Annotated in this window: 22 protein-coding genes and 2 tRNA genes; 9 read left to right on the plus strand and 15 right to left on the minus strand. The window is 43.5% G+C overall.

The window, feature by feature from the left end:
* Nucleotides 1–3: 3 nt before the first annotated feature.
* Genes pilQ through F955_RS14695 form a run of 5 tightly spaced genes read right to left on the minus strand, consistent with a single transcriptional unit; the run spans nucleotide 4 to nucleotide 5,125 of the window.
* On the minus strand, nucleotides 4–2,169 hold the full coding sequence (gene pilQ, locus F955_RS14675) for a type IV pilus secretin PilQ (protein WP_004810005.1): 2,166 nt from the start codon (nucleotides 2,167–2,169) through the stop codon (nucleotides 4–6).
* Nucleotides 2,170–2,185: 16 nt separating this feature from the next.
* Nucleotides 2,186–2,713 carry a pilus assembly protein PilP gene (locus tag F955_RS14680; RefSeq protein ID WP_004810006.1) on the minus strand — a complete coding sequence of 176 codons (528 nt, stop codon included), beginning with the start codon at nucleotides 2,711–2,713 and terminating at the stop codon, nucleotides 2,186–2,188.
* Entirely contained in the window at nucleotides 2,713–3,432 is a 720-nt protein-coding gene (locus F955_RS14685) for a type IV pilus inner membrane component PilO (protein ID WP_026056744.1), read from the minus strand. The genes F955_RS14680 and F955_RS14685 overlap by 1 nt, the downstream gene beginning before the upstream one ends.
* Nucleotides 3,426–4,067: a PilN domain-containing protein gene (locus tag F955_RS14690; protein ID WP_004896273.1), complete on the minus strand. Its 642-nt coding sequence runs from the start codon at nucleotides 4,065–4,067 to the stop codon at nucleotides 3,426–3,428. Before F955_RS14690 ends, F955_RS14685 begins: the two co-directional genes overlap by 7 nt.
* On the minus strand, nucleotides 4,067–5,125 hold the full coding sequence (locus tag F955_RS14695; RefSeq protein WP_004810013.1) for a pilus assembly protein PilM: 1,059 nt from the start codon (nucleotides 5,123–5,125) through the stop codon (nucleotides 4,067–4,069). Before F955_RS14695 ends, F955_RS14690 begins: the two co-directional genes overlap by 1 nt.
* Nucleotides 5,126–5,294: 169 nt before the next feature.
* Here F955_RS14695 and ponA point away from each other — a divergent pair, with 169 nt between their 5' ends.
* Nucleotides 5,295–7,823, plus strand: a complete 2,529-nt coding sequence (gene ponA, locus F955_RS14700) for a penicillin-binding protein PBP1a (protein ID WP_034429812.1) — start codon at nucleotides 5,295–5,297, stop codon at nucleotides 7,821–7,823.
* Nucleotides 7,824–7,894: 71 nt separating this feature from the next.
* On the opposite strand, the gene F955_RS14705 is transcribed toward ponA, so the two are convergent.
* The 9 genes from F955_RS14705 to F955_RS14745 form a co-directional block, all read right to left on the minus strand.
* A complete protein-coding gene (locus F955_RS14705; RefSeq protein ID WP_004896278.1) occupies nucleotides 7,895–8,698 on the minus strand; it encodes a putative RNA methyltransferase in 804 nt (267 codons plus the stop codon).
* A 58-nt stretch (nucleotides 8,699–8,756) separates the two neighbouring features.
* The gene (mraY, locus tag F955_RS14710; RefSeq protein ID WP_004896280.1) at nucleotides 8,757–9,875 is read right to left on the minus strand and encodes a phospho-N-acetylmuramoyl-pentapeptide-transferase; all 1,119 of its coding nucleotides are present in this window, start codon (nucleotides 9,873–9,875) and stop codon (nucleotides 8,757–8,759) included.
* Nucleotides 9,876–11,279 (minus strand): UDP-N-acetylmuramoyl-tripeptide--D-alanyl-D-alanine ligase, encoded by a 1,404-nt coding sequence (locus F955_RS14715; RefSeq protein ID WP_004896281.1) that lies wholly within the window; start codon nucleotides 11,277–11,279, stop codon nucleotides 9,876–9,878.
* Nucleotides 11,280–11,291: 12 nt separating this feature from the next.
* Nucleotides 11,292–12,788 (minus strand): UDP-N-acetylmuramoyl-L-alanyl-D-glutamate--2,6-diaminopimelate ligase, encoded by a 1,497-nt coding sequence (locus tag F955_RS14720; protein WP_004896282.1) that lies wholly within the window; start codon nucleotides 12,786–12,788, stop codon nucleotides 11,292–11,294.
* Between the two features lie 11 nt (nucleotides 12,789–12,799).
* Nucleotides 12,800–14,623 (minus strand): penicillin-binding protein PBP3, encoded by a 1,824-nt coding sequence (ftsI, locus tag F955_RS14725; protein WP_004896283.1) that lies wholly within the window; start codon nucleotides 14,621–14,623, stop codon nucleotides 12,800–12,802.
* Nucleotides 14,624–14,638: 15 nt separating this feature from the next.
* Entirely contained in the window at nucleotides 14,639–14,971 is a 333-nt protein-coding gene (gene ftsL, locus F955_RS14730) for a cell division protein FtsL (protein WP_004810026.1), read from the minus strand.
* A 10-nt stretch (nucleotides 14,972–14,981) separates the two neighbouring features.
* Nucleotides 14,982–15,893, minus strand: a complete 912-nt coding sequence (gene rsmH, locus F955_RS14735) for a 16S rRNA (cytosine(1402)-N(4))-methyltransferase RsmH (RefSeq protein WP_004896284.1) — start codon at nucleotides 15,891–15,893, stop codon at nucleotides 14,982–14,984.
* Between the two features lie 190 nt (nucleotides 15,894–16,083).
* On the minus strand, nucleotides 16,084–17,103 hold the full coding sequence (locus F955_RS14740; protein ID WP_004896285.1) for a sulfate ABC transporter substrate-binding protein: 1,020 nt from the start codon (nucleotides 17,101–17,103) through the stop codon (nucleotides 16,084–16,086).
* A gap of 254 nt (nucleotides 17,104–17,357) precedes the next feature.
* Nucleotides 17,358–18,359, minus strand: a complete 1,002-nt coding sequence (locus F955_RS14745; protein WP_004896287.1) for a sulfate ABC transporter substrate-binding protein — start codon at nucleotides 18,357–18,359, stop codon at nucleotides 17,358–17,360.
* 388 nt (nucleotides 18,360–18,747) lie between these two features.
* On the opposite strand from F955_RS14745, the gene F955_RS14750 reads away from it, so the two are divergent.
* The 6 genes from F955_RS14750 (at nucleotide 18,748) to F955_RS14775 (ending at nucleotide 22,033) form a co-directional block, all read left to right on the plus strand.
* Nucleotides 18,748–19,077: a hypothetical protein gene (locus tag F955_RS14750; protein ID WP_004896289.1), complete on the plus strand. Its 330-nt coding sequence runs from the start codon at nucleotides 18,748–18,750 to the stop codon at nucleotides 19,075–19,077.
* 135 nt (nucleotides 19,078–19,212) lie between these two features.
* On the plus strand, nucleotides 19,213–20,721 hold the full coding sequence (gltX, locus tag F955_RS14755; protein ID WP_004896292.1) for a glutamate--tRNA ligase: 1,509 nt from the start codon (nucleotides 19,213–19,215) through the stop codon (nucleotides 20,719–20,721).
* Nucleotides 20,722–20,778: 57 nt separating this feature from the next.
* A tRNA-Ala gene (locus F955_RS14760) sits at nucleotides 20,779–20,854 on the plus strand.
* 34 nt (nucleotides 20,855–20,888) lie between these two features.
* Nucleotides 20,889–20,964 (plus strand) — tRNA-Glu (locus tag F955_RS14765).
* A 165-nt stretch (nucleotides 20,965–21,129) separates the two neighbouring features.
* The gene (locus F955_RS14770; RefSeq protein WP_004810038.1) at nucleotides 21,130–21,471 is read left to right on the plus strand and encodes a hypothetical protein; all 342 of its coding nucleotides are present in this window, start codon (nucleotides 21,130–21,132) and stop codon (nucleotides 21,469–21,471) included.
* A 175-nt stretch (nucleotides 21,472–21,646) separates the two neighbouring features.
* Complete coding sequence (locus F955_RS14775; RefSeq protein ID WP_004896294.1) at nucleotides 21,647–22,033, plus strand: SEL1-like repeat protein; 387 nt, start codon at nucleotides 21,647–21,649, stop codon at nucleotides 22,031–22,033.
* A gap of 58 nt (nucleotides 22,034–22,091) precedes the next feature.
* On the opposite strand, the gene ettA is transcribed toward F955_RS14775, so the two are convergent.
* Nucleotides 22,092–23,753 carry an energy-dependent translational throttle protein EttA gene (gene ettA, locus F955_RS14780; protein ID WP_004810042.1) on the minus strand — a complete coding sequence of 554 codons (1,662 nt, stop codon included), beginning with the start codon at nucleotides 23,751–23,753 and terminating at the stop codon, nucleotides 22,092–22,094.
* A gap of 317 nt (nucleotides 23,754–24,070) precedes the next feature.
* Here ettA and F955_RS14785 point away from each other — a divergent pair, with 317 nt between their 5' ends.
* Both F955_RS14785 and F955_RS14790 read left to right on the plus strand, forming a co-directional pair.
* Nucleotides 24,071–25,348, plus strand: a complete 1,278-nt coding sequence (locus tag F955_RS14785) for an O-acetylhomoserine aminocarboxypropyltransferase/cysteine synthase family protein (RefSeq protein ID WP_004896295.1) — start codon at nucleotides 24,071–24,073, stop codon at nucleotides 25,346–25,348.
* A 294-nt stretch (nucleotides 25,349–25,642) separates the two neighbouring features.
* Nucleotides 25,643–26,530 (plus strand): SDR family NAD(P)-dependent oxidoreductase, encoded by an 888-nt coding sequence (locus F955_RS14790; RefSeq protein WP_004810045.1) that lies wholly within the window; start codon nucleotides 25,643–25,645, stop codon nucleotides 26,528–26,530.
* Nucleotides 26,531–26,737: the final 207 nt, after the last annotated feature.

Here is a 26,737-nt window from a genome sequence, read left to right on the forward strand (position 1 = left end):
ATATTAATGATTTCTTGAAACACTGTCATTAACAATTCGAGGTGTAACAAAAATCAAAAGCTCACGCTTATTGTCAGATTTAAGATCTCTACGAAATAAATGACCTAAATATGGAATATCTCCCAAGAAAGGTACTTTAGTTTGTCCATTCCGTGTTTCTTGCTCAAAAATCCCCCCCAAAACTACTGTTTCTCCATTATCAACCAGCACATTAGTGCTAATTTGATTTTTATTAATCGTTAATTGACCCGTTGGAGTCGGGTTTCCAGGAGTATCACTGGTAATATTGAGCAGCATCTGAACTTTACCGTCAGGTGTAATACTAGGAGTTACATCTAAGCTGAGGGTTGCATCAATAAATTCAGTAGTTGAAACTGCATTTGCACCACCCCCTTCTGAAGATTGATACGGAATTTGTGTACCTGATGAAACTTTAGCCGCCTGCTTATCTGCTGTTAAAACTTTAGGTGTTGAGATCACTTCACCATAACCATCTGCTTGTAAAGCAGAAAGCTCCAGATCTAACATAAAGTCAGATAAGCTAATCAAGCCAAAAGCAATTCGACCAGCAGGGTTTGCAACACCCAAGTCAACATTCAAATTATCTGGGCGTTGAATATCATAGGTATATCCACCTAAATCACTTTCTTGAGGATCACGCAAATCCCAAAGTGTAGTGTCACTTCCACCCACTAATAGATTATTATTATTAGTAATGCCCTGAGAAAGAATTCCCCATTTCACCCCGATTTCTTTGGTGAATTCAGTCGATGCACGCACAATACGTGCTTCAACCATGACCTGCTTTACCTGTACATCAAGCAGGTCAACCATATTACGGATTTTATCGATAAAAGGCTGAGTATCATTTACAATTAAAGTATTGGTACGTGCATCAATAGAAATAGAACCACGTGAACTCAGTAGACTCTCCTTATCATCTCCACTTGTACTGCCTGTATTAGAACCGGCACTTGAGGCCCCTTTATTCTGCGTGATGAGCTTTTCAATATCAGCCGCTTTGGCATAACTGAGTTGCATATACTCTGTCTGAATAGGAGCAAGCTTTACACTTTGTGCAAGTGCTTTAGCTTCTTCCTCTTCAGCTTTAATGAGCTCAGATACAGGCGCGATCCAGATTACATTCCCATTACGGCGCTTATCCAAATTCTTGGTTTTCAAAACAATATCTAAAGCCTGATCCCAAGGCACTTCCTTAAGACGTAAAGTAATATTGCCTTGTACGCTGTCTGCTGCAACCATATTAATGTCAGTAAAATCTGCTAGTAGCTGTAATACTCGGCGTACTTCAATATCCTGAAAATCTAAAGAAATTTTCTTACCAGTATAATGTTGAGCAGCTTTTGGACGTAATGGATTTTTCTCTTCTGGGCGCTTTAAACTAATTGTCAGTTTATTATCGGTTTGATAAGCCATGTATTCATAGCTATCTGAAGTTTGAATGGTAATCACTCCAGAGCCATTCTGGTTGACTGCATCTACTGTCGAAACAGGTGTAGCAAAATCATTCACATTCAGACGACGCGTTAAATGAGTAGGAATCTTGGAGCCTAATGCTCGTACAATAACTTTGGTGCCTTGCTGTTGCACATCAACCGGTGTATTACCACTCGCCAGATCAATCACAACCTGACCTTCACCTTTCGCTCCGCGCTGGAACCCAATATTGGTAATACCTTGAGTATTTTGTTGTAAGACTGGCTGTACAGGGATAACTGGATTGGTTGAATTGATTTTTAGAATAAAGGTATTGCCTTCAACACGCGTGGTAAATGCACCCGCATCTGCCAGATTAACAGTTAAACGCGCACGCTGGGCATCTGAAGTCACATCTACAGAACTTGCTTCTTTCGTTGCAACAGCAATACTGCTTTGTTTTAAATTCTGCTGTGCTTTATCAAAATCCAGAATCAGACGTGATGGTGATTCTAATTGATAAGCTTGTGGTTGAGGCGGCAAGCCATTAAACATAACGCGAATTTCAGTACCTTGTCCTGGAACCTGCATTGGTACCACATTGGTCATCGAAACCTGTGCACTTGCCGCCTGCATTACAGCAATGGCAACTGCCCCCATTGAAAACTGACGAAACACATGATTCATTGTATTAGCATCCCCAAAAATAAATTCTTTAAAACTTTTATTCATTGTTATTCCCTTTAACTTATGGCGCAGGCCCAATTAGGACCATACTGCGAGGGCGTTCCACATAGCCATCGCGTCCATCTGGAATAATCTCGATCAGATCAATTTGTGTCGGTGTGATATGGATCACCCGACCATGATTAAGTCCCATATAACTACCGCGCTGTACACGTTCAATTTCCCCATCTGGCGTATTAATTAAAGCCATAATCTGTCCAGCCTGATTTTTGAGACTTCCTTTCATGGTCAAAGTTTCAAGCGGATAACTTTCTAAGGGTTGCAATTGACGTGATAGGTTTGGATAAACCCGTTTCCCTGCCATAATCTTCAGTTCTGCTGCCAATGAACTTGGCAAGAAAGGACTTTTTAGCTGATGTGCTGCATAACTAAAAGTTTCAACCGGAGCAAAATCGGGTGCTGGCTCAATGGGCAATGCTGGTTGATTGCGGATATTGGCCATTTCCTGATTGACCACATCAATACGTGATTCACAACCTGCCAAGATTAATCCGGCAGTAAGTGCTGAAGCAATTTTGATCATCTTCATTACTGTGCCCCCTGACTATTCGCAGCTGTTGTATCTGCCGATGCTGAGTTGGCACTACCGACATAACGATAGGTTTTTGCCTTCAAGGTATAATCTACAACCGGGATATCTGTTTTCTTCTCTTTATTTTCAGTACCCGTAATCGTAAAGTCGTGTAGCGTCACGATACGAGACAATCCTGCAATACCGCTGACAAATGAACCAAAGGCATGATAATCACCCGTTGCTTCAATAGAAATTGGCTGTTCAATAAAGAACTCTTGCTTTACTTCAGGTTCAAGACGGATATTCTTAAACTTCAGTCCGGCATTGACACCACTCAAGTTAATATCTTCAACCAGGCCTGGGATTTCAGTTTCCTTTGGTAACTGTTCAAGCTGCTGGTTAAAGCTTGCTTCCATATCCTGAAGTTGCTGTTGGTATTGTTGCAAATTACGCAGTTTGGAATCTTTCTCACGAAATTCATTTAATAGATTCTGTTCTTGTGCATTGGCCTGAGTAATTGATTCAATCTTGCCTCGAATCAGACCGAAATAAGCCAGCATCAAAACCAGGAAAACAATAAATACCCAGCAGGTAATCTTTACAGCCAGTGGCCAGCTACCATAGTTATTTGGATCGAGGGTATTAAATTGCTGAAAAAACTTTTCTACCGTCATTTTATTTTTTGGTACAACAACAGCTTCCTGACCTAATTCATCAAATTGTTCGCTCATGATGTCGCCCCTCCTATTGCTGCAGCCGCTTGCGGCTGTTGTTCTGAAAGCACCGGTTGAGCAATCTGGTCTAGATCCACTGTCACTGTAAATGTGCCATAAGATTCTTCAACACGTGGAATAATAGAGCTTGGCGCCTTGTCCTTGTTCTCTTCCGCCACCAGGAATGCATTCATGAAAGCATTACGGTACCAGGTAGAAGCTTCGAGATTACGCAATAATTCTGCAACCGTATTTGGACTTGCTGCTTTCCCTTCAATGGTGAACTTATCACCGACACGGTCAAATTTGGTGATATACATATCACTTGGTGTCACACGTACAATCTCGTCAATAAGATGTACGGCAATTGGACGCTGGGTTTGTAAACCTTGAATCAGTTTCATGCGTTCCACAATCGCATTACGCTGTTCCTGTAAACCTTCCAGAGATTTTAGCTGTACATCCAGATTCTGATTGGTACTGATGATGAGTTGGTTGGCTTGTTCTTGATCCTGTAATTTTTGATCATAGTAGAACCAGCTTCCTCCAGCTGCTGTTACCCCTAGCAACAAGGCCCCGACGCAATATGCGACAAATTCGTTATTTCTTTTTATCCTGAGCTCATCACGCCAAGGAAGTAAGTTAATTTTTGCCATTAATCAAAACTCCTCAATGCCAAACCACATGCAACCATGAGTGAGGACGCGTCATTTTCAATTTTTTTAATATCAATTTGAGGAGAAAAGCCCATTTGTAAAAATGGATTCGCGATCGTGACACGGTAACCAAGCTTTTGCTGTAATAATTTTGCCAGACCCGGAATATTGGCATTCCCCCCTGCCAACAGGATATGGTCAATTTCATTAAACTGAGAAGATGAAAAGAAAAACTGCAATGAACGAGCCGCCTGTTGTACCACAGCATCCAAGAATGGTTCCAAGACTTCAATATCATAGTCATCTGGCAATGCACGTGTTTTCTTGGCACGTCCCGCTTCTTCAAAAGACAGACCATAACGATTCTGGATTTCCTGAGTCAGCTGTTTTCCCCCAAACACCTGCTCACGGGTATAAATAATCTTGTTGTTCCGCATGACTGATAGAGTTGTCATGCTATGACCAATATCCAGAATACCAACAGTATTTACGCCCATTGGTAAAGTATCAGCAAACACCCTGAAAGCATTTTCCAATGCAAAGCTTTCTACATCTGCAATCTTGGGTGTGATCCCCGCGATTTGCAGTACTTCAGAACGGGCTTCGACATTTTCAATACGGGTTGCGACCAACAGAACATTGACACGATTTGGATTAGACAATCGATCAGGCAAGACTTCAAAGTCAATGCTGGCTTCATCGAGCGGGAATGGAATGTATTGTTCGGCATCTTCACGAATTTGAACTTCCCGTTCATCACTTGTCATATCTGCATCCATTTCGATCGTTTTGGTGATCGCCATAGACGTAGGAATCGCAAATGCAGCCTGGTTAGATTGGGTATTGGCCAAGTTAATAGCACGAGCCAAAGCATCACCGACGGCTTCTGGATTTAAGATGTTTTTTTCAACAACACTACCTTCTGGTAATGGGACTAAAGCATAGCTTTCTACCCAGTACCGTCCGCTTTTCATAGAGAGTTCCAAAACTTTAACAGAAGTCGAGCTGATGTCGACGCCTATTAACCCCTTGTTTGGCTTACGATATAACCTGCGCACAATATCATTCCTATTATTTTTTTATCCCCAAAAATAAAGTAGCCTACTAGGTATAATCGGTCTAATAATTTTATCTAGATACAATAAGTCATCTAACATTATGTATATCTAAAGGATATACTGACCGCTCACTTAGTTTGCCATTAGCTCTTATTAAAACTTACTTGTTATGAAAAAGCTATCCAGTTCAGGCCTTGTTCATCCATTTTTTTTGATCATTATCATAATTATGATCTCAATTCCGATGGGCTTTTATGGCATGTACCTTTATATTGCCCCATCTTTGCCTGAAATGTCTATCCTTAAAAAGGCACCTTTACTTAAGCCTTTACAAGTATTTAGTTCCGATCAAGAATTGATTGCAGAATATGGCGGCAAACTTTCTGTGCCTGTGGAATATGATCAGATTCCACCAGAATTTATTCATGCCTTCCTCGCTGCAGAAGATTCCAGCTTTTTCGAACATAGTGGCATCAGTTTTAAAGGCTTGGGCCGGGCATTAAGTGAAAGCGTCACTGGTTCCGATGTACAGACCGGTGGTTCGACCATCACTATGCAGGTGGCAAAAAACTATTATCTCAGTCCAGAACGAACACTGAAGCGCAAACTGACTGAAATTTTCCTGGCACGTAAAATTGAGCAAAACCTGACTAAAGAAGAAATTTTAACCCTCTATGTCAATAAAATTTTCTTGGGTAAAAATGCTTATGGCATCGCAGCAGCGGCTAAAATCTATTACAACAAAAGCCTGGAAGAACTTTCTCTTGCCCAGATGGCGATGATTGCCGGTTTGCCGAAAGCCCCTTCCAAGTACAATCCGGTCGCCAATCCCAAACGTGCACTTGAACGTCGCAACTGGATTCTAGGACGTATGCTGCAGCTTGGTTATCTGAATCAGACACAGTATCAGCAAGCGATTGCGGAACCAATCAATCTGGATATGCCGGATCGTAGCACTCGCAATAAGTTTCCCTATGTCGGAGAGATGGTTCGCTCTGAACTGATCCAGAATTTTGGTGCACAGGCCATCGATTCTGGCTATAAAGTCTATACCACGATTAATAGTCAACGTCAGGCGTATGCTGAGCAATCCGTACAAGAAGGCCTTGAAGCTTATGACCGACGTCATGGCTGGCGCGGTGCTGAAGCAAATGATCAACCCTTAAAAAAATTCCAGCCTTTTGCCAATACCTACCCTGCTCAAGTCACTAAAATCAACCAAAATAGTTTTGAAGCCTTAATGCAGGATGGAACCACCGTCACCGTTCCCTGGTCAGGAATGTCATGGGCGCGCCGCTACCGAAACGCCAATAGTGTTGGCGCTGCACCCAAGCGTGCGGCAGATATTGTTAAACTGAAAGATATTGTCCGTTTACGTCCTAATGCACAAAAAACTTCCTGGGCACTGGTACAGATTCCTAAAGTCCAAGGTCAGCTGATTGCCATCAATCCAAATAATGGTGCCATTGAAGCAGTGGTGGGTGGCTATAATTTTTATCAATCGACTTTTAACCGTGCTATTCAAGGCTGGCGTCAGCCGGGTTCGACCATCAAGCCTTTTGTTTATGCACTGGCATTAGAACGCGGCATGAGTCCGCATACTATGGTCAATGATGCGCCTATTACGATTGGTAAATGGACTCCTCGAAACTCAGATGGTCGTTATCTGGGCATGATTCCTTTACGTCGTGCCTTATACCTTTCACGTAATACCGTTTCTGTGCGCCTGCTACAAACGGTGGGGATTGAGCGCACCCGACAATTATTAATGGATTTTGGCCTAGAAGACAAACAGATTCCACGCAACTACACCATTGCTCTTGGTACGCCGCAAGTACTGCCTATTCAGATGGCAACCGGTTATGCCACCTTCGCCAATGGTGGTTACCGTATCCAGCCGCATTTCATCAGCCGTATTGAAGATGCTTATGGTAAGACGATTTTTGAAGCAAAACCTGAATATGCCTGCATTTCCTGTATTAATCAGGAAGAACAAACGATTGCATCTGCTGACGTGGTGACGCCAGATGATGAAGTGATCGAAATGAATAACCGCTCACTGGAAACCAAAGCAGTAGCACCGAAAGTTTCGGCTGAACATAGCAATTACCGTCAGGCACAGCGTATTCTTAAATCCAGCTCTGCTTACGAAATGGCTAATATTTTACGTGATGTAATCCAGCACGGTACTGGCCGTGCAGCTTTACGCATTGGGCGTAGTGACCTAGGGGGTAAGACAGGTACCACTAACGATGCCAAGGATGCCTGGTTTGCCGGCTTTAATGGTAAGCTGGTAACAGTAGCCTGGGTCGGCTTTGACCAGCCAACAACTTTAGGTCGCCGTGAGTATGGCGGTGTAGCTGCCCTGCCAATCTGGACCGACTTTATGGCCAATGCGCTAAAAGGTACACCAGAATCCTGGGTGCGTCTGGATCGTAAAGCCAAAGCCCCAGTTAATCGTACTAAAGTCATCAATCAGGATTTAGAAGAAGTACAGGAAGACCGCTCTTCTCCGCCAATGGCCACCCCACTGTATCGTCCAGCCCCAGTCGTTATACCTAGACGTGAGCAAAATGATTTTGAAGATCTACCGGGTGAAGAATTGACTGTACCTGGTGAAACACCAGCAACGCAGGAACAACCATTGCAGCCAAAGAAAACGGATTCTCTTGATACTCTGATTGAACAGGTTCAGTAACTTTCCCGATTAAGCAGTCAAATATAAAGCCCTCAATTGAGGGCTTTATATTGTTTAGATAATAATCAGTATTATTTCTTTTGAAAAAGATAAATCTGGTATTGTGCCATTAATTCAAATTGTTCTTGCTGTTCAAGTGCCAGACGGCGTTCCGGCTTAGCCTTATAAGCATATGGCGTCATCGCAATCAGGTTTTTTAAGTCTGCTTGTGGCAAATTCATAGGCGCTTCAACAATCTGTTCACTCACTAAATCAAATGCATCTTGCAACTGCTCGACAAACTTTTGTGGCTCGTGTGGTTTCACTTCTTCAAATAGTGCTTCTCGCATGGCATACAAATGCTGTGGTGCAGGAGTCACAACCATTAAATAAGATTTCGGCTTGAGTACACGCAGAATTTCCTGTTTCGGAATCGGGCTAAACAGGCTGGTACATAGATCTATTGACTCATCTAATACAGGCAAAGTTGCGCCTGTACCTACTACCCAAGTAATCTCTTTATTCAGCTTCGCTGCTACCTGAATCGCATTTTTGGCAATATCCACGCCTACACACTGTAGTACTTCCTGTTGCATGGCATCAGTGTAATACCCTTCCCCACAGCCAATATCCAGCAGATTTTCAATACGCAGTTCACGAATCTTTTGTACCACTGCTTGTTGCAAAGGAGCATAGTGACCTGCACTTAAAAATGCACGACGCGCTTGTATTGATTCAGGCGTATCACCGGGATTTTTACTATGTTTATGCTGAACCACATGTAGATTCACATAGCCTTGCTTTGCTACATCATAGCTATGCTGATTGTCACAGCGCCAGGTCCGTTCATTTAGACGTAACTGCTCACGACACACCGGACACATGAGTAGGTTCATTTGATAATTTCTCCAAAACAAAAAAGCCGGCATGCGCCGACTTTTTCAAATGCATTTCTTAGCGTAATTTTAAGGTCATTAGACCCAAAACTACCAGCATAATCGTAATAATCCAGAAACGGATCACCACCTGGGTTTCACGCCAGCCTTTCTTTTCATAATGATGATGCAATGGCGCCATCAGGAATACACGTTTATTACGCATCCGTAATGAGCCGATTTGCAGGAAGACCGAAATCGCTTCTACCAGGAACACACCCGCCATGATCGCGAACACGATTTCCTGACGAACCATGACAGCAATCGTACCCAACATCGCACCTAATGATAAAGCTCCTACATCCCCCATAAACACTTGGGCAGGATGAGCGTTGAACCAAAGGAAGGCTAAGCCGGCACCAATCATCGCGGCACAGATCACCACCAGCTCAGATGAATATTTTACATATGGAATATGCAGGTAGTTCGCAAAACGTACATCACCGGCAAGATAAGCAAAAACACCTAGACCAGCAGCCACCAGTACGATCGGCATAATCGCCAGACCATCCAGACCGTCCGTCAGGTTAACGGCATTCGATGCGCCATTAATCACGAAATAAGTAAAGATAATAAAACCAATACCGAGTGGAATAATTGAGAGTGGAATCGTGTGATCCTTAAAGAATGGAATCAGCACATCCAGCATGTTGGCTGTCACGATCGGATTCGGTTGTTGCTGTGCAATCACATAAAGCGCAATACCGGCACCAATTGAACCTACAGAGGTCCAGAAAAACTTCTTGCGTGCAGGCAAACCGGCATTATCCTTATAACGGATCTTGATCCAGTCATCCGCCCAGCCGACGGCACCAAAAATCACCATCACTGCAAGTACAATCCACACGTATGGATTCGATAAATCTGCCCAGAGTAAGGTCGAAATACCAATTGAGAGCAGAATCAGCACACCACCCATGGTAGGTGTACCCATTTTTTTGGCATGATTTTCCGGTGCAAATGAGCTTACCGCTTGGCCGTATTTCAATGCCTGTAACTTGCGAATCATCACAGGGCCCAGCACCAAACCAATGGTCAATGCCGTCAAGACACTGAGCAAAGCACGTAATGTTAAATAACGAACCACCTGAAACGTGCTGTCATAGCCCGCCAGTTGTTCAAATAGCCATAACAGCATTTAGAGTTTCTCCATCAATGCAGCCATCAATGTTTCCATATGAGTAAAACGCGACCCTTTAAACAGGAATGACATCGGCTGAGGTTGATGTGTTTCAATCAAACGAATTAAAAACGGTAATGCCTGCTCCTGATTCAGGAAAGCCTGCATTTTCTTACCATATTGTGTACTACGCGCGCCTTCTTGTGCGGCAGGTGCAAATTCACCGACTGCCACCACAAAGTTCAGGCCTTTTACCGAAACCAGATCGCGACCCAGCTTATAATGCTCAATCGCGGCTGATGCACCTAACTCGCCAATATCCCCCATCACCATGACACGGATACCTTCCTGCTGTGCTAAAACGTCAGCGGCAACACGCATCGAGTTTGGATTGGCATTATAGGTATCATCAATAAACACAAATTCTTTGTGCTTGATGAAGTTCAGACGACCTTTGGCACCTACTGCCTCTTCCAGGCCAGCCACAATATCATCCAGGCTGATACCAAGGGCTAAAGATAAGGCCGCAGCAGCAGTTGCATTCTGCACATTATGCTCACCAGCAAATGGCAGGTTTACTGTTTTATTACCTTGAGGTGTATTCAAAATAAAGCTTGCAGACTGCGGATGTAATTCCACCTCAGTTGCGTAGACCTCTCCACCCTGACCAAAACTTAAGGTCTTTTCGGTTTTCACAGCAGCTCGAATCTGCTCGGCATAATCATCCGCTGCAGGAATAATAGAGGTTTCAGAAATATGCGAATAAATTTCTGACTTGGCACAGCAAATCCCATCACGACCACCGAACTCACCCAGGTGTGCCGTGCCGATATTAATAATACCGGCGACGTGCGGCTGTACCAGACCAGCAGTATAGTCAATTTCACCCTGATGGCTGGCCCCCAGCTCCATCACTGCATATTGATGCTCTGGGCGCAGCTCCAGCAACATCACAGGCACACCGAGATCATTATTCAGGTTACCGCGCGTCACCAAAGTTGGTGCCAGACGAGACAAGATACTACCCAGCATTTCCTTGGTAGTGGTCTTACCGCTACTGCCAGTCAGGGCAATGACTTTGAGTTGTGGATTTTGCTGACGGCGGAAAGCGCCTAGACGACCCAGCGCCTGACGGGTATCGTCCACAACCAATTGGCAGATTTCAGCATCAACCGGATGATCGACAATGACAATTTGGCAACCGTTTGCCGCCACTTGTGCTACGAAATCGTGTGCATCAAAGCGTTCACCTTTCAAAGCCAGAAAAGCATCACCAGCTTCAGCATCACGAGAATCCATCAGGATACGTTTAATTTCGCCTTCAGGCTGCTTGTCATTCAGCCAGTAACCTTGAGTCGCCTGTTGTAATTGTACTGCAGTCCAAGGTACCAAAGGCACAGTACTGGTAGTTGAAGTATGCATAAATTCGTCCTATTACTGCGCTGGATATGCTGAATCAGAGTTACAGTGCTGCGCATCAATGGCCGCCTGTACTTCGACAACATCATCAAACCAATGGCGAACGCCATCGATTTCCTGATAATTTTCATGCCCTTTGCCTGCAATCACGACAATATCACCCGCTTGCGCATGTTTCACTACAAACTTGATCGCTTCACGGCGGTCATGAATTTCCTGATAAGTTTTACCAGCGAAATCGATACCTTGCTTCATATCCGCGAAAATCTGTTCCGGGTTTTCAGTACGCGGATTGTCAGAGGTTAAAATCGCAATATCCGAACCATTGAGAGCCGCTTGTGCCATCAATGGACGTTTACCACGATCACGGTCACCACCACAGCCAAATACCGCCCAGAGCTTGTTATTGACATGGCGTTTTAAAGTCACCAATACCTGCGTCAAAGCATCTGGCGTATGGGCATAATCCACTACAAACAAGCGCTCACCATCACGCAGTACCTGCATACGACCCGGTGCGCCTTTTAGATTAGGCACAGTCTCAATCAAATTTGCTAAATCAAAACCAGCCTGTTCTGCAACAACCAGACTCGCCACTAGGTTTTCAACATTGAAATGACCCAAGAGTGGACTGTGTACGGTGAATGTACCCTGCGCAGTGATCAGTTTAAATTCTGCACCAGAAATCCGGTATTGAATATCCTGTACCTGATAGTCAGCAGCTTGCGACAATGAATAAGTCAAAATTTTCGGCTGCGCTAGATTAGCCTGAGCCGCCTCAATCATCACCTGAGCATGTGCGTCATCCAGATTAATGATCGCAACTTTCAGAGATTCAAATTTGAATAAACGTGACTTGGCCTCAGCATAAGCTTCCAGCGTACCGTGATAATCCAGATGGTCACGGCTCAGGTTGCTATAAGCTGCAATTTCAATATCACAGCCATTTAAGCGGCCTTGTTCAAGACCATGCGAACTGGCTTCAATCGAAGCAAATTCTGCGCCCGCTTGCGCATAACCATGTAGGGCATTTTGCAATTGCAGCGCATCCAGTGTGGTATGCGAAGAGGCTTCCAGATTTGGCAAAATTCCATTGCCCGTGGTGCCCATCACCGCACAAGGTTTGCCTTGCAGCATCAAGAGTTCTGCGACCAAGCGAGAAATGGTGGTTTTTCCATTGGTTCCAGTCACGGCCAGAATACTTGCAGCCTGTACTGGCTGGGTCGCTTGCAGATAACGTTTCTGCCACCCCCCCATTAGATGCCGTACATTTGTCACGACTAATGCAGGAGAGATTCCGAGATCCTGTTCAGAAATGACTGCCAGTGCTCCTAGAGATAGCGCTTTTTTCGCATATTCCACAGTTTTCTCAGGTTGAGACAGACTGGTCAGGGCAATAAAAATTTGCCCTAATTTTACTTTTCGGCTGTCCAGCTCAAAGCCCTGAAAGGATTGTCGCATCCATTCAGCACTATCTTGAACGGCGTAGAGATCTTGAAATGTTATCGACATTGATCACCTGTTTACTGGACTTGGGGAGATTCTAAAGGTTTGTCCAATGGGACATTCAGCAAGCGTAAAGACTCTTGCATTACACGCGCAAAGACCGGCGCAGATACCGTACCACCATAGTAGGTGCCTTGCGGGTTTTCTACCACCACCACCATAGCGATCCGTGGGTCACTGACTGGTGCCACGCCGGCAAATAAAGCACGGTATTCATTGGTCGAATAACCTTTACGGTCAGCACGCAATTTATGCGCAGTCCCTGTTTTACCTGCAACCCGATAACCTGGCACTGTCGCACGAGTAGCGGTACCCCCTGGCAAGGTTGCAGTTTCCATCATCAGCAGAACCTGGTCTGCAATTTTCGGATCAATCATCTGCTCGCCTTTCGGCTGCTCTTCTAATTTGTACAGGCTTAGTGGGACTTTTACGCCCTTGTTAGCCAGCATGGCATAGGCATCAGCCAGTTGTAGCACCGTCGCATTCAGACCATAACCATAAGACATAGTCGCCACTTCAGACACGTTCCATTTACTAGGTGGCAGAATCAGACCGGCACTTTCACCCGGGAATTTCACGGCAGAACGCTGACCAAAACCAAGGCGTTTATAGAAAGTCGGCAAGGTTTCATAAGGCAGTGATAACGCCAGTTTGGCGACACCAACGTTAGAGGATTTCTGGATAATACCACCCAAGGTTAATTGCCCATAATTGTGGGTATCCCGGATTGTGTGATTCCCGACCCGCATACTTCCCGGGGTCGTATTCACCACTGAATTGGCTGTGTATTTACCACTTTCCAGCGCCATCGCTACAGTCAGCGGCTTCATGGTTGAACCCGGCTCGAAAGAGTCGACCGCACCGCGGTTACGCATCGCATCTTTGTTCAATAATCCGTTTTTATCATTCGGGTTATAAGCTGGCCATGAAGTCATCGCCAGAATTTCACCCGTCTTCACATCCACCGCGATTGCGGTTGCAGAACGGGCATTATTTGCAACACCTGCTGCAGTCAGTTCACGATACATAATGTACTGCAAGCGTGAATCGATGCTAAGCGTGATATTTTCCCCTGCTTCAACTTCTTTAATAATTTCAGGGTCTTTAACGCGGTTGCCCTTCTTATCACGTACTATCTGCTGCTCGCCGTCTACACCTGATAGACGGGTATTCAGCTGCATTTCCAGGCCTTCAATGCCCACACTCTCACTGTTGGTCAAGCCAATAATCTGTGAGTTCGGTTGTGGCTGCGGATAGTAACGCTTATAGTTTTTCTCGGTGTATACACCCTGGAAATTACGCTTCATAATCAGCTCAGCCTGTTGAGGCGGAACTTCTTTTTTCAGGATCAGATAACGGGAACGCGGACGCGCTTCCATTTTCTTGCGCAGGTCGGCACGATCCATACCCACCGCATCAGCCAGTTCATCCAGGTTCAGGTTTTTATCCGGTAACTGACGTTTCAGCTTGCGGTTATTCGGATCCTTTTCCAAAGCCTGAATCGTTTCATCATAGAGTTTTTTATTATCAAAATAATCACGTGGATCAATCACCACCCGCATAATTGGAGTACTTATCGCCAGTGGCACGCCATTACGGTCATAAATCACACCGCGCATGGCTTTAATTTTGTCGGTTCTTAAAATCTTGGCATTGGCCTTGTTCTGCAGGAATTCTTTATTAATCACCTGTACATAAAAAGCGCGCCCGATCAAAGCCAGAAAGCACAGCAGTACCACGGCCCACATAATATAAAAACGGCTAATATCAACGCTTAAAGCATTTTTTGTCGTCACGGACTGTTTTTTACGTGCCACTTGCTTGGTTTTCTTGTCTACCATGTCTGAGCGCTAGCCTTATTTTTTTACATCTGAAGTTTGTGGCAATGAAATCACCACGGTCTGTGAAACAGGAGGAGAATACATTCTGAGCTGGGTCACGGCACGTGTTCCGATCTGGGCGGTTGCACCAAAGGTCTGCTGCTCGATCAGCAAACGCCCCCACTCCGCATTGAGATCATCACGCTCACGCAGATAGCTGCTCAGTTTTCGGTAATCCTGACGATATTCAAAGACTTGAAATACCACAAATACAGCACTGATGAAAACCATCATCAACAGAATGCCGTAAGTAATGGCTTTCTTCATCCCTGACTGATTCAACTTCCTTTCGACCACTTCAGTTTTCATTATTTGCCTATTAAGCTAAACGTTCTGCAACTCGGAGCCATGCACTACGTGAACGAGGATTGGCTTTCACTTCCTCATCACTTGCCTTGATACGGGATACTTTTTTCAGTCGACGTGTATCCTTGCGTTGTTGCGGCATCCCCCAGCCCGAGTCTTCCTCTAAGGTAGATTCTTTTTGAATAAATTGTTTAATTAAACGGTCTTCCAATGAATGGAAGCTAATAACCGCCAAACGGCCATGAGGTTTAAGTACTTCAACGGCTTGTGGCAGGAAAACTTCAATATCTTCTAATTCTTTATTAATAGCAATACGAATCGCCTGGAAAGTTCGGGTTGCCGCATGTTTATTTTTTTCCCATTTCGGGTGTGCCACTTTGACAATTTCTGCCAGCTTGGCTGTCGTATCAATATATCCGGCAGCCTTGATCGCTTTGGCAATCCGGCGGCTATATCGCTCTTCGCCATACTGGAAAATGATATTGGCCAAAGCTTCTTCTTCAATATTCACCAGCCACTCAGCTGCGGTCGGGCCTTGTGAATTGTCCATACGCATATCCAGCGGACCATCTTTCATAAAGCTAAAGCCACGTTCAGCCTGATCCAGCTGTGGAGATGACACGCCTAAATCCGCCATCACGCCATCCACGCTTTCTATACCATGCTCAGCAAGTGCTTCTTTAAGGTCAGCAAAGCTGGCATGAATAATTTTAAACCGGGGATCTTCCTGTTCCAGGATCGCCGCTGTTTCAAGTGCCTGAGGGTCTTTATCAAAGGCATAAACACGGGCATTTTCATCTAATTTAGATAATAAAAGACGCGTATGGCCACCACGGCCGAAGGTTCCATCCACATAAATTCCCGTATTTCGATCAGCCACCAGGGCATCAACGGTTTCGTGAAGCAATACAGAAATATGGGACATAAAAACTCAATCAATAGGGCGAAAAATTTAACTGCACATTATCACTCTGTTTAGCTAAAGCTCCAAACGACTTTTTGTAGATAAATATTATTTTCCATAGAGAAAACCGTTTTTATTTTTACTCAAACGATAAAAAAGCTTCCTTGGAGGAAGCTTCTTTATTTATAAAATTAAATTTTAAATCAACAAATTAACGTTTTGAGTTATAAATCTGATCAAAGAGCGCCCCATTCACGAAATGAGTTTTCTGTGCATTGGCCCAGCCACCGAATACTTCATCAATGGTAAAAGTTTTGATTTTCGGGAACTGCTTCGAGTATTTCGCTAAAACTTCCTGATTACGTGGACGGTAATAATGTTTTGCTGCCATTTCCTGACCGAGTGGAGAATATAAATAATTGATATAGCCTGTTGCTAACCATTTATTGCCATTTTTCTCGACAGTACGATCCACAATTGCCACAGAAGGTTCAGTCAGAATCGTCAGAGATGGGTAGATAATATCAAACTTGTCTTTACCCAGTGTTTTTTGCGTCACTAAAGCTTCATTTTCCCAGGTCAACAATACATCACCAATATTACGCTCTGCAAAGGTAGTCATCGATGCACGTGCAGCTGAGTCCATGACTTTTACGTTTTTATAAAGCTTGCCCACAAACTCTTGAGCTTTCGCCTTGCTGCCACCCGGTTGTTTTTCTGCATAACCCCAAGCTGACAAATACACCCAACGTGGCAGACCACCAGTTTTCGGGTTTGGTGTAATAATTTCCACGCCTGGTTTAGTCAGATCTTTCCAGTCTTTAATTCCTTTAGGGTTACCCTTACGCACCATAAATACAATAGTCGAGGTATACGGTGCAGAGTTATATGGGAATTCCTTTTGCCAACCCGCTTTGATCTGGCCCGATTTTACGATTTCTTCAATGTCATTGGCTAAAGCCAGCGTCACAACATCGCCTTTCAGACCATCAACAACCGAACGTGCCTGTTTACCAGAACCACCATGCGACTGTTTAAAGTTTACATTAATACCGGTGCGGCTTTTCCAGTAAGCACCAAAAGATTTATTGAATTCGTCATAGAACTCGCGGGTTGCATCATAAGACACGTTTAAAAAATCACGGTCAGCTGCTTGCGTGGCAGTTGCGGTAAATGTCAAACCTGTTGCCAATAAGGCAGCGCTAAATATTGATTTTAAATGAGTTTTCATGAGAGCACGGGAGGATTATCTTGTATTCATATAACTATATGAAATAAAGTTATTTTTCGCAATTCAGCAAACAAAGTGTATACAGGGTAATATTCAGTTATTTTTTGTTTTAATATTATGTTTTATATAATAAAAATTTTAACAATATAGAGCTATGCAGGTTTTATAGCATTTTATTCTTTAGATATGAAAAAAACGGATAAGCAATTTATCCGTTTTGCCGTCTTATCAAGTATTTAGAAAACCATGGCAAATTAGCGGTTTTCAGCAGAAATCTGGTCGTAGATTGCACCATTTACGAAATGAGTTCTCTGTGCCTTGGCCCAACCACCAAACACTTTATCAATTGTAAAGGTTTGAATTTTTGGAAACTGTTTTGCATACTTTGCAGCCGCTTTTTGGTCACGCGGACGGAAATAATATTTCGCTGCCAGTTCCTGTCCCTTCGGTGAATACAAGTAGTTCAAATAACCTTTAGCCAGATTCGCATTACCATTTTTCGCGACACTTTTGTCGACAATCGCCACCGATGGTTCAGCCAAGATCGAGATAGACGGATAAACAATTTCGTATTTGTCTTTACCTAAACCTTGAGTCGCCAGCAAGGCTTCATTTTCCCAAGACAACAACACGTCACCGATGCCACGCTCAGCAAAAGTGGTTAAAGATCCACGCGCACCTGAATCCAGCACTTTGACATTGCCATATAATTTTTTCACCAGTTCTTTGGCCTGGATATCATTACCACCCGGCTGTTTCAGCGCATAGCCCCAGGCAGACAGATAAATCCAGCGTGGTGCGCCACCGGTTTTCAGATTTGGGGTAATAATTTCGACCCCTGGCTTGGTTAGGTCATTCCAGTCTCTAATCTGTTTTGGATTACCCTTACGCACCAAGAAGACAATAGTCGAAGTATAAGGTGCTGAGTTATTCGGAAACTCTTTTTGCCAGCCTTTATGAATCAGACCAGCAGTGACGATTTCTTCAATGTCATTGGCCAGTGCCAATGTTACGACATCTGCCTGTAAACCATCCACTACGGAACGGGCCTGTTTACCTGAACCCCCATGTGACTGCTTAAAGTTAACCGTTTGTCCGGTTTTTTGTTTCCAGAATTTGCCGAATTCTTCATTATATTCCTGATAGAACTCACGGGTTGGATCGTAGGAAACATTCAGGAAATCTTTGGCTATTGCCAGCTGTGTACTTGTCCCCGAAAGCACTGCGAAAAATGCAGATACAATTATTTTTTTCATTACAATAGCTCTTTTGTTTATCTAAAAAACACTATATAAATTTGAAATATATTTAACAATCATATGCTTATAATAATAATTTTAAAGTTTTTCTTATTTTCAGATATCTTATAAATGACAATTCTCTGCATTTTTTATACTTATCGCCTATCAATTGATTACTTTAGGATATAATCTTCATAGTCTCTTCATAGTCCTGTGCTAAAAATAGCGCCGTTATGAGGTGATCTCTGATTTTTCTCAATTTTCCATTGTCATATTTATTTTTTTTGTAAATTTTGTGACTTGGTTCTACTTTTTAGAGGTTAAATGTGATTGAATTGTATTCAACACAACAAAAAACCTAAGACTATAAATCCAGCACCACAACAAGAGAGGGAGTTTGGACATGAAATTTGCAACGTTCAAGACCGGCATCCTGAGCCTATCCATTTTATTTACCGCACAATTCAGCAACGCTGTTGTTGCGCACCCTGAGCTAGTTAATAATCCGGCTGCACTAACAGCTGCTGCCTCTAAACCAGCAGTAACAGTGACTAAGTCATCTCCTATTGAAAAGGCAATTCAGCAGCAAAAAACTGAAAAATCTCTGCATCCTGAAGAAAACCTGAAAGTTTTGACTGCAATTAAAGTACGTCCATCACAAAACTTTTTTGCCGATCAAAACCAGAGTTTTACTCGTTTTCTGCAAAATTTTTTCTTTAGCAGCAATTCCTAATTATCAGCTGACAGCTCGCAACATTTAAAACTGCTTCTGATCTAAAGCCATATCATTCAATGTTGAATTAAGCATTAAGTGATGTGGCTTTTTCGTTATAATAGCCAGAAATTTATATTTAGATTCCATCCGACTATGACTGTTCGTACTCGTATTGCCCCTTCTCCTACAGGTTTTCCTCATGTAGGAACTGCCTATATTGCCTTGTTTAACCTGTGCTTTGCCAAGCAGCACGGCGGTGAATTTATTCTTCGTATTGAAGATACTGATCAGCTGCGCTCTACCCCTGAATCAGAGAAAATGATTCTGGATTCTTTGCGCTGGTTAGGCCTGAACTGGTCTGAAGGTCCGGATGTTGGCGGTCCACATGCGCCATACCGTCAGTCAGAACGTATGAGCATCTATAAAAAATATGCTGAAGAGCTGGTAGATAAAGGTCATGCCTTCTACTGTTTTGCGACTGCGCAAGAGTTAGATGAAATGCGTGCTGAACAGCAGGCACGTGGTGAATCACCACGTTACGATGGCCGTGGTTTGAAACTCTCTAAAGAAGAAGTCGCACGTCGTCTGGCAGCTGGCGAACCGCATGTGATTCGTATGAAAGTGCCAACTGAAGGTGTATGTACCTTCAATGATATGTTGCGTGGTGAAGTAGAAATTCCATGGGCGCAAGTCGACATGCAAATTCTGCTAAAAACTGACGGTCTGCCAACTTATCATTTGGCAAACGTGGTCGATGATCACCTGATGCAAATCACCCATGTGATTCGCGGTGAAGAATGGATTCCTTCTGCGCCTAAACATCAGTTGCTATACAAATATTTTGGTTGGGACATGCCAGTGCTGTGCCACATGCCACTACTGCGTAATCCGGACAAATCAAAACTGTCTAAGCGTAAAAACCCGACGTCTATTAACTACTATAAAGACATCGGTGTATTGCCAGAAGCCCTGCTGAACTACTTGGGTCGTATGGGCTGGTCAATGCCAGATGAGCGTGAAAAATTTACACTGACTGAGATGATTGAACACTTTGACATTAATCGTGTTTCTCTTGGCGGCCCGATCTTTGATGTTGAAAAATTAAATTGGCTGAATGGTCAGTGGATTAAGGCACTTTCTCCAGCTGAGCTTCTGGATACCTTGCTGACCTGGAAAGCTGATCGTGCCAAATTAGAAGAAATTGCTGCTGCGATTCAACCACGTATCAACCTGTTGTCAGAAGCGGTGAACTGGTCAGCGCATTATTTCAACCATTTCCCTACGCTGTCTAAAGAACAGTTTGAAAGCAAAAAACTGACTGAAGAACAGGTACGTCAAAGTTTGCAGTTTGCAATTTGGCGTCTGGAAAGCCTGTTTACCTGGAATAATGATACGGTCAGCCAAACTCTGATGGATCTTGCCAATCAGATGGGCATCAAGTTGCGTGACTTTATGCCAGCCTTCTTTATTGCCATTGCCGGTTCAACTGCATCTACACCCGTGATGCAAACCATGGTGACGATTGGACCGGACCTGACCTTTGCCCGTCTGCGTCATGCCCTGGAAATTGTCGGTGGTCCAAGCAAAAAAGAGCTGAAAGTCTGGGAAAAACTTAATGAAAGCTTAAAATTGCCGAAAAATGATGCAGTTGATGAAGCTTAATTAAATTTTTAGTTGACGTGTGAACGTTATATCCATAATATAGCGCTCACACAGACTGGGGTCATAGCTCAGTTGGTAGAGCGCTACAATGGCATTGTAGAGGTCAGGAGTTCGATCCTCCTTGACTCCACCAAAAGTCTTGCTTTACTTGTGTATTTGCCTCATTTGTCCCTATCGTCTAGAGGCCTAGGACATCGCCCTTTCACGGCGGTAACCGGGGTTCGAATCCCCGTAGGGACGCCATATTTAAGATCACCATAATATATTATGGTGATCTTAATAAAAAACCCAAGCATTGCGACTTGGGTTTTTTATTGTCTGAAATTTATTATGATAACTTTGAGCCACTTTTGGCTTTCTGTATGATTAAGATTAAAATAGACAAAATTGAAAAATTCTGGAGTTGCAATGCAATACCGTTGTCCGAAATGTCAAAGTCCTAAAATTATGCCGCTTGCACAACCAGGTCAGCCAGCAGCACGTCCAGTCGTGCCAAAAAGCTTGGTACTTCTTGTACCTGCCCTATTTGTCTTACTTCTGCTGGTGATCATCAGTATTGGTATGTGGATTTTTGGTGACGGCGCAGGCACTACCCTACAGACTGCGACAGTGATTGTATTCGTGATCTGTCTGATTGCAGGCTTTATGTTCTATAAAGACTTGCCTGACTTTAAAATTTCTATGCAGGCATTCATGCAAAGCCAGAAAAAATGGAAATGCCGTGAATGTAATCATGAATGGGAAATCTGATTTTTCTCTTTCGTATTTAAGGCTGCTTCGGCAGTCTTTTTTATGCCTTTCATTAGATTAGTTTTATCGGATTATCTAAAAATTTAAAAACATCATCAGACAAACTGGTGTAATTTATTCTTATAAAAAAGGATTCCAATTTATTGCAGGGATGCAACATAAAGGAATAATAAAAATGCTTAAAAAAATTATAAATTTTCTATTTTCTTGTAATGATCCACCTATTCCATTCATTGAGGAGCAGCCAAGTGAAGCAGATACTTATTATTTGCAGGCTTTGCAATATGAGTCACTTTGCATGACCCTGCAACAACTACAGGCTGTACCAGAGATTAGCCAACGCCTAACCCCAAAACACATCTATCAACGCAATGCTGTCTGGAACTACCTGAGTGCAGGGTTAAGAGGACATATGGAAGCACAATATCGACTTGGCGTGTATTATTTGCATGGGAAACTAGGTCTAGATCAAAATGATGAACAGGCCAGATTATGGTTAGATAAAGCCAGACAGCAAAATCATAGTAAGGCTGCACAACTTTTATCAGAAATAGAAAGCTGAAAAACTTAAGAATAGAGGATAAAAAACCAGCCCTAGGGCTGGTTTTTTTGCGCTTTAATTAAGCACCAATTTTGCGGTATTTCTGACGTTTCGCAACAAGGTCATCCCCATCCCGCTTACGACGATATTCTTCGAATTCTGCATAGTTACCGGTGAAGAATTCAGGTGTTTCACCTTCGAATGACAGGATGTGCGTTGCAATACGGTCAAGGAACCAACGGTCATGCGAGATCACCATCACTGTACCCGGGAAGACAAGAATCGCGTCTTCGAGTGCACGTAAAGTTTCGATGTCCAAGTCGTTCGACGGTTCATCGAGTAAGATTACGTTAGCGCCCATTTGCAGGATTTTTGCAAGCTGTAAACGGTTACGCTCACCACCTGACAACTGACCGACACGTTTTTGCTGATCTTGGCCTTTAAAGTTAAAACGGCCGATGTACGCACGTGATGCAATTTCGTATTCACCAATACGCAAGATATCTAAACCGCCAGAAACTTCTTCCCAAACAGTTTTGTTGTTATCTAAGGTGTCACGAATCTGCCCTACATAAGCAACTTTAACTGAATCACCTAAAGTTACTGTACCCGTATCAGGTTGTAATTCGCCTGTCATCATACGGAAGAGTGTGGTTTTACCCGCACCGTTTTCACCGACAATACCCACAATCGCAGCAGGCGGTACAACAAACGATAAATCTTTATAGAGCGTACGATCACCAAACGATTTGCTGATACCTTCAACTTCTACAACCTTGTTACCTAGACGTGGACCAGGTGGAATGTAGATTTCAGACGTTTCGTTACGTTGCTGGAATTCGCGCGAGTTAAGCTCTTCAAACCGTTCCATACGTGCTTTGTTTTTCTTTTGCTGACCTTTGGCATTAGAACGAACCCATTCAAGTTCTTTCTTAAGTGCTTTAGCAAAAGATTCTTCTTGCTTCTGTTCCTGCTCTAAACGGGCATTTTTCTGCTCTAACCAAGAAGAGTAGTTGCCTTGGTATGGAATGCCCATGCCACGGTCAAGTTCAAGAATCCACTCTGCTACGTTATCCAGGAAGTAACGGTCATGCGTGATCGCAACGATGGTACCCGGGAAGTCTTTCAAGAAACGCTCTAACCAGGATACAGATGATGCATCCAAGTGGTTCGTCGGTTCGTCTAGAAGTAACATGTCTGGCTTAGACAGAAGCAGACGGCAAAGTGCAACACGACGGCGCTCACCACCAGACAATTTAGTTACATCAGCATCCCAAGCTGGCAGGTTTAATGCAGCTGCAGCCTGTTCAAGCTGGTTGTTCAGGTTATGCGCATCCCAAGTCTGAATAATCGCTTCTAGCTTTTCTTGCTCTTTTGCAAGTGCATCGAAATCTGCATCTTCTGCTGCATATTCAGCGAAAACTTCATCCAAACGTGCCAAAGCATCAAGTGCTTCACGTACGCCATCTTCAACATTACCACGAACGTCTTTGGTTTCATCCAAAGGTGGTTCTTGCTCCAGATAACCGATTTTGATACCCGGTTGCGCACGAGCTTCACCAGAGAAATCTTTATCTACGCCCGCCATAATACGAAGCAAAGTAGATTTACCCGCACCGTTCAGACCAAGCACACCAATTTTTGCGCCTGGGAAAAATGATAAGGAGATATCTTTGAGGATTTCGCGCTTCGGCGGAACCATCTTGGATACTCGGTTCATCGTATAAATATATTGGGCCACGTAGGACTCCTCAATTGAAAAACCAGATGGGGAAAAAATGAATTTCCCCTGCTCAATCATGAGCGAAAAAATAATCGGCTATTATACGCAGAATGTCTCCAAAACATAAGCCATTCCGGTGAAGTTAATGCCTTGTTACAAGTTTAATCCTGTTTATTTTTCAAACAAAATTTTTAGTCCCTAAACTTGCATTATTTTATTGATGTTATATCGTTAATTAAGATATTCATCTGAATAAATATGCACTTTTCTTCATATTTCAAGTGCTAATATTTGAGCAACTTTATTAAAGCAAAACACAAAGAAGACTAACGATCATGACTTATAAAGCAGAAACTTTAGCAATTCACGCAGGTTATAGCCCGGAACCAACCACCAAAGCTGTTGCGGTGCCAATTTACCAGACTACCTCTTATGCCTTTGACAATACCCAGCATGGCGCAGACCTGTTTGACCTGAAAGTTCAGGGCAATATTTATACCCGTATCATGAATCCGACCACAGCGGTACTGGAACAGCGTATTGCTGCGCTAGAAGGTGGTATTGGCGCACTGGCATTGGCCTCCGGTATGGCTGCGATTACCTATGCGATTCAGACCATTGCTGAAGCTGGGGATAATATTGCTTCAGTATCTACTTTATATGGTGGCACCTATAACCTGTTTGCACACACCCTGCCAAAGCAAGGCATTGAAGTCCGCTTCTTTGACTATCAAAACCCGGAAGCACTGCGTGGTCTGATTGACGACAAAACCAAACTGGTTTTTGTGGAATCAATTGGTAACCCACTCGGCAACATTATCGACTTGGAAGCGATTTCAAAGATTGCGCATGAATACGGCGTACCCGTGATTGTCGACAACACTGTAGCAACTCCTGTCTTGCAGAAGTCTTTTGATTTCGGTGCAGATATCGTGGTGCACTCGCTGACCAAATATATTGGCGGGCATGGTAATTCAATTGGCGGCATTATTGTCGATAGCGGCAAGTTTCCATGGGGTAAACATGCAGCACGCTTCCCTGCCCTGAATACACCTGACCCAAGCTATCATGGCGTAAACTACGTTGAAGCTTTGGGTGAAGCAGCCTATATTGCCCGTGCCCGTGTCGTGCCATTACGTAATACTGGTGCTGCGATCAGCCCGCAAAATGTATTTTTAATTTTGCAAGGCCTGGAAACTTTAAGTCTACGTATGGAACGTCATACTGAAAATGCACTTAAAGTTGCGGAATATTTGCAGCAGCATCCGAAAGTAAAATGGGTCAATTACGCTGGCCTGAAAGATCATCCTCAACATGCTTTGGCACAGAAATATGTGAAAGGGAAACCGTCTGCAATCTTAACCTTTGGGGTAGAAGGCGGTCGTGAAGGCGGTGCGCGTTTTATTGATGCTCTGCAGCTGTTCACCCGTCTGGTCAATATTGGAGATGCCAAGAGTCTGGCCTGCCATCCGGCCACTACGACTCATCGCCAGCTTAATCCAGAAGAACTTAAATCGGCTGGCGTGAGTGAAGATATGGTTCGTCTTTCTATCGGGATTGAACACATTGATGACCTGATTGCTGATCTGGAACAGTCACTCGCAGCCGTTTAAGCCCTCTTTTAAAGCAAAAAACTCCATCATTTCTGATGGAGTTTTTTTATCTGGCTTTACTTTTCATGAGCTTTATCTTATGGTTAGATCACAATAAAAATTAATTGAAACGTAGTTTAAAAATAGAGCAATTACTCTAAAATTTCTCTTATTTTCAATAACTTAATCTCTGGATTTTCCTGCATAATTCGTTATCATATACAGACTTCATTGTGTACGAACTTTCGTGCATACCTACGTACAAACCAAATAAGAAAAAACGTAAACCTACAGCATATTTCAGGAATAACAAACGTGAAATCCAGACTACAGAAACATCTACTGAAACGAGTTCAAGGCAAAACCATCCTCATTACGGGTGCATCCAGCGGCATTGGCCTGACAGCAGCACACCGTCTGGCAGATGCAGGTGCACATGTCCTGCTAGTAGCACGTACCAAAGAGACTCTGGACCAGGTAAAAGAAGAAATTGAAGCAAAAGGCGGCATGGCAACAGTTTTTCCGTGTGACCTGAATAATCTGGACGCCATTGATGAAGTATCCAAACAGATTCTGGCTTCTGTTGATCACATTGATATTCTGATTAACAATGCCGGTCGCTCGATCCGTCGTGCGGTACATGAATCTGTAGACCGCTTCCACGATTTTGAACGTACCATGCAGCTGAACTATTTCGGTGCTGTGCGTCTGGTGATGAACATCCTGCCACATATGATGATTCGTCGTCAGGGTCACATCATCAACATCAGTTCGATTGGGGTATTGGCAAATGCGACCCGCTTCTCTGCTTATGTGGCATCGAAAGCAGCCTTGGATGCATTTAGTCGCTGTCTGTCTGCAGAAGTCAATTCACATAAGATCGCAATTACTTCTATCTATATGCCATTGGTACGTACGCCAATGATTGCACCAACTAAGATCTATAAATATGTTCCGACGCTTTCTCCTGAAGAAGCATCTGATCTGATTGCACATGCAATTGTGAAACGACCGAAAAAAGTTGCTACCGGTTTGGGCCGTCTAGCTTCAATTACTTATGCAATTGCACCAGACATTAACAATAAACTGATGTCAATCGGCTACAACCTGTTCCCAAGTTCATCTGCCTCTGTAGGTCAGCCACAGAAGCTGAACTGGGTACAGAAAGCATATGCACGTATCTTCCCGGGTGAGCACTGGTAAGTTCAGGCGAAAATGCACTTTGAACAAAGCCGCCTGCTGGCGGCTTTATTATTTTGATCGGCTAACAATCAAGATACCCTGAATTATCACGACAGATCCTGTCATTTCAGATGCAGATTTTTGCCGCAAATGATCTCAGATCACGTACACTATCGGACGGATATTTGATCCGCATGTATTAAACATTTAGATATTGATTCAACAGAT

Origin of the sequence: Acinetobacter schindleri CIP 107287, assembly GCF_000368625.1 — a bacterium.
GTDB classification, from domain to species: domain Bacteria; phylum Pseudomonadota; class Gammaproteobacteria; order Pseudomonadales; family Moraxellaceae; genus Acinetobacter; species Acinetobacter schindleri.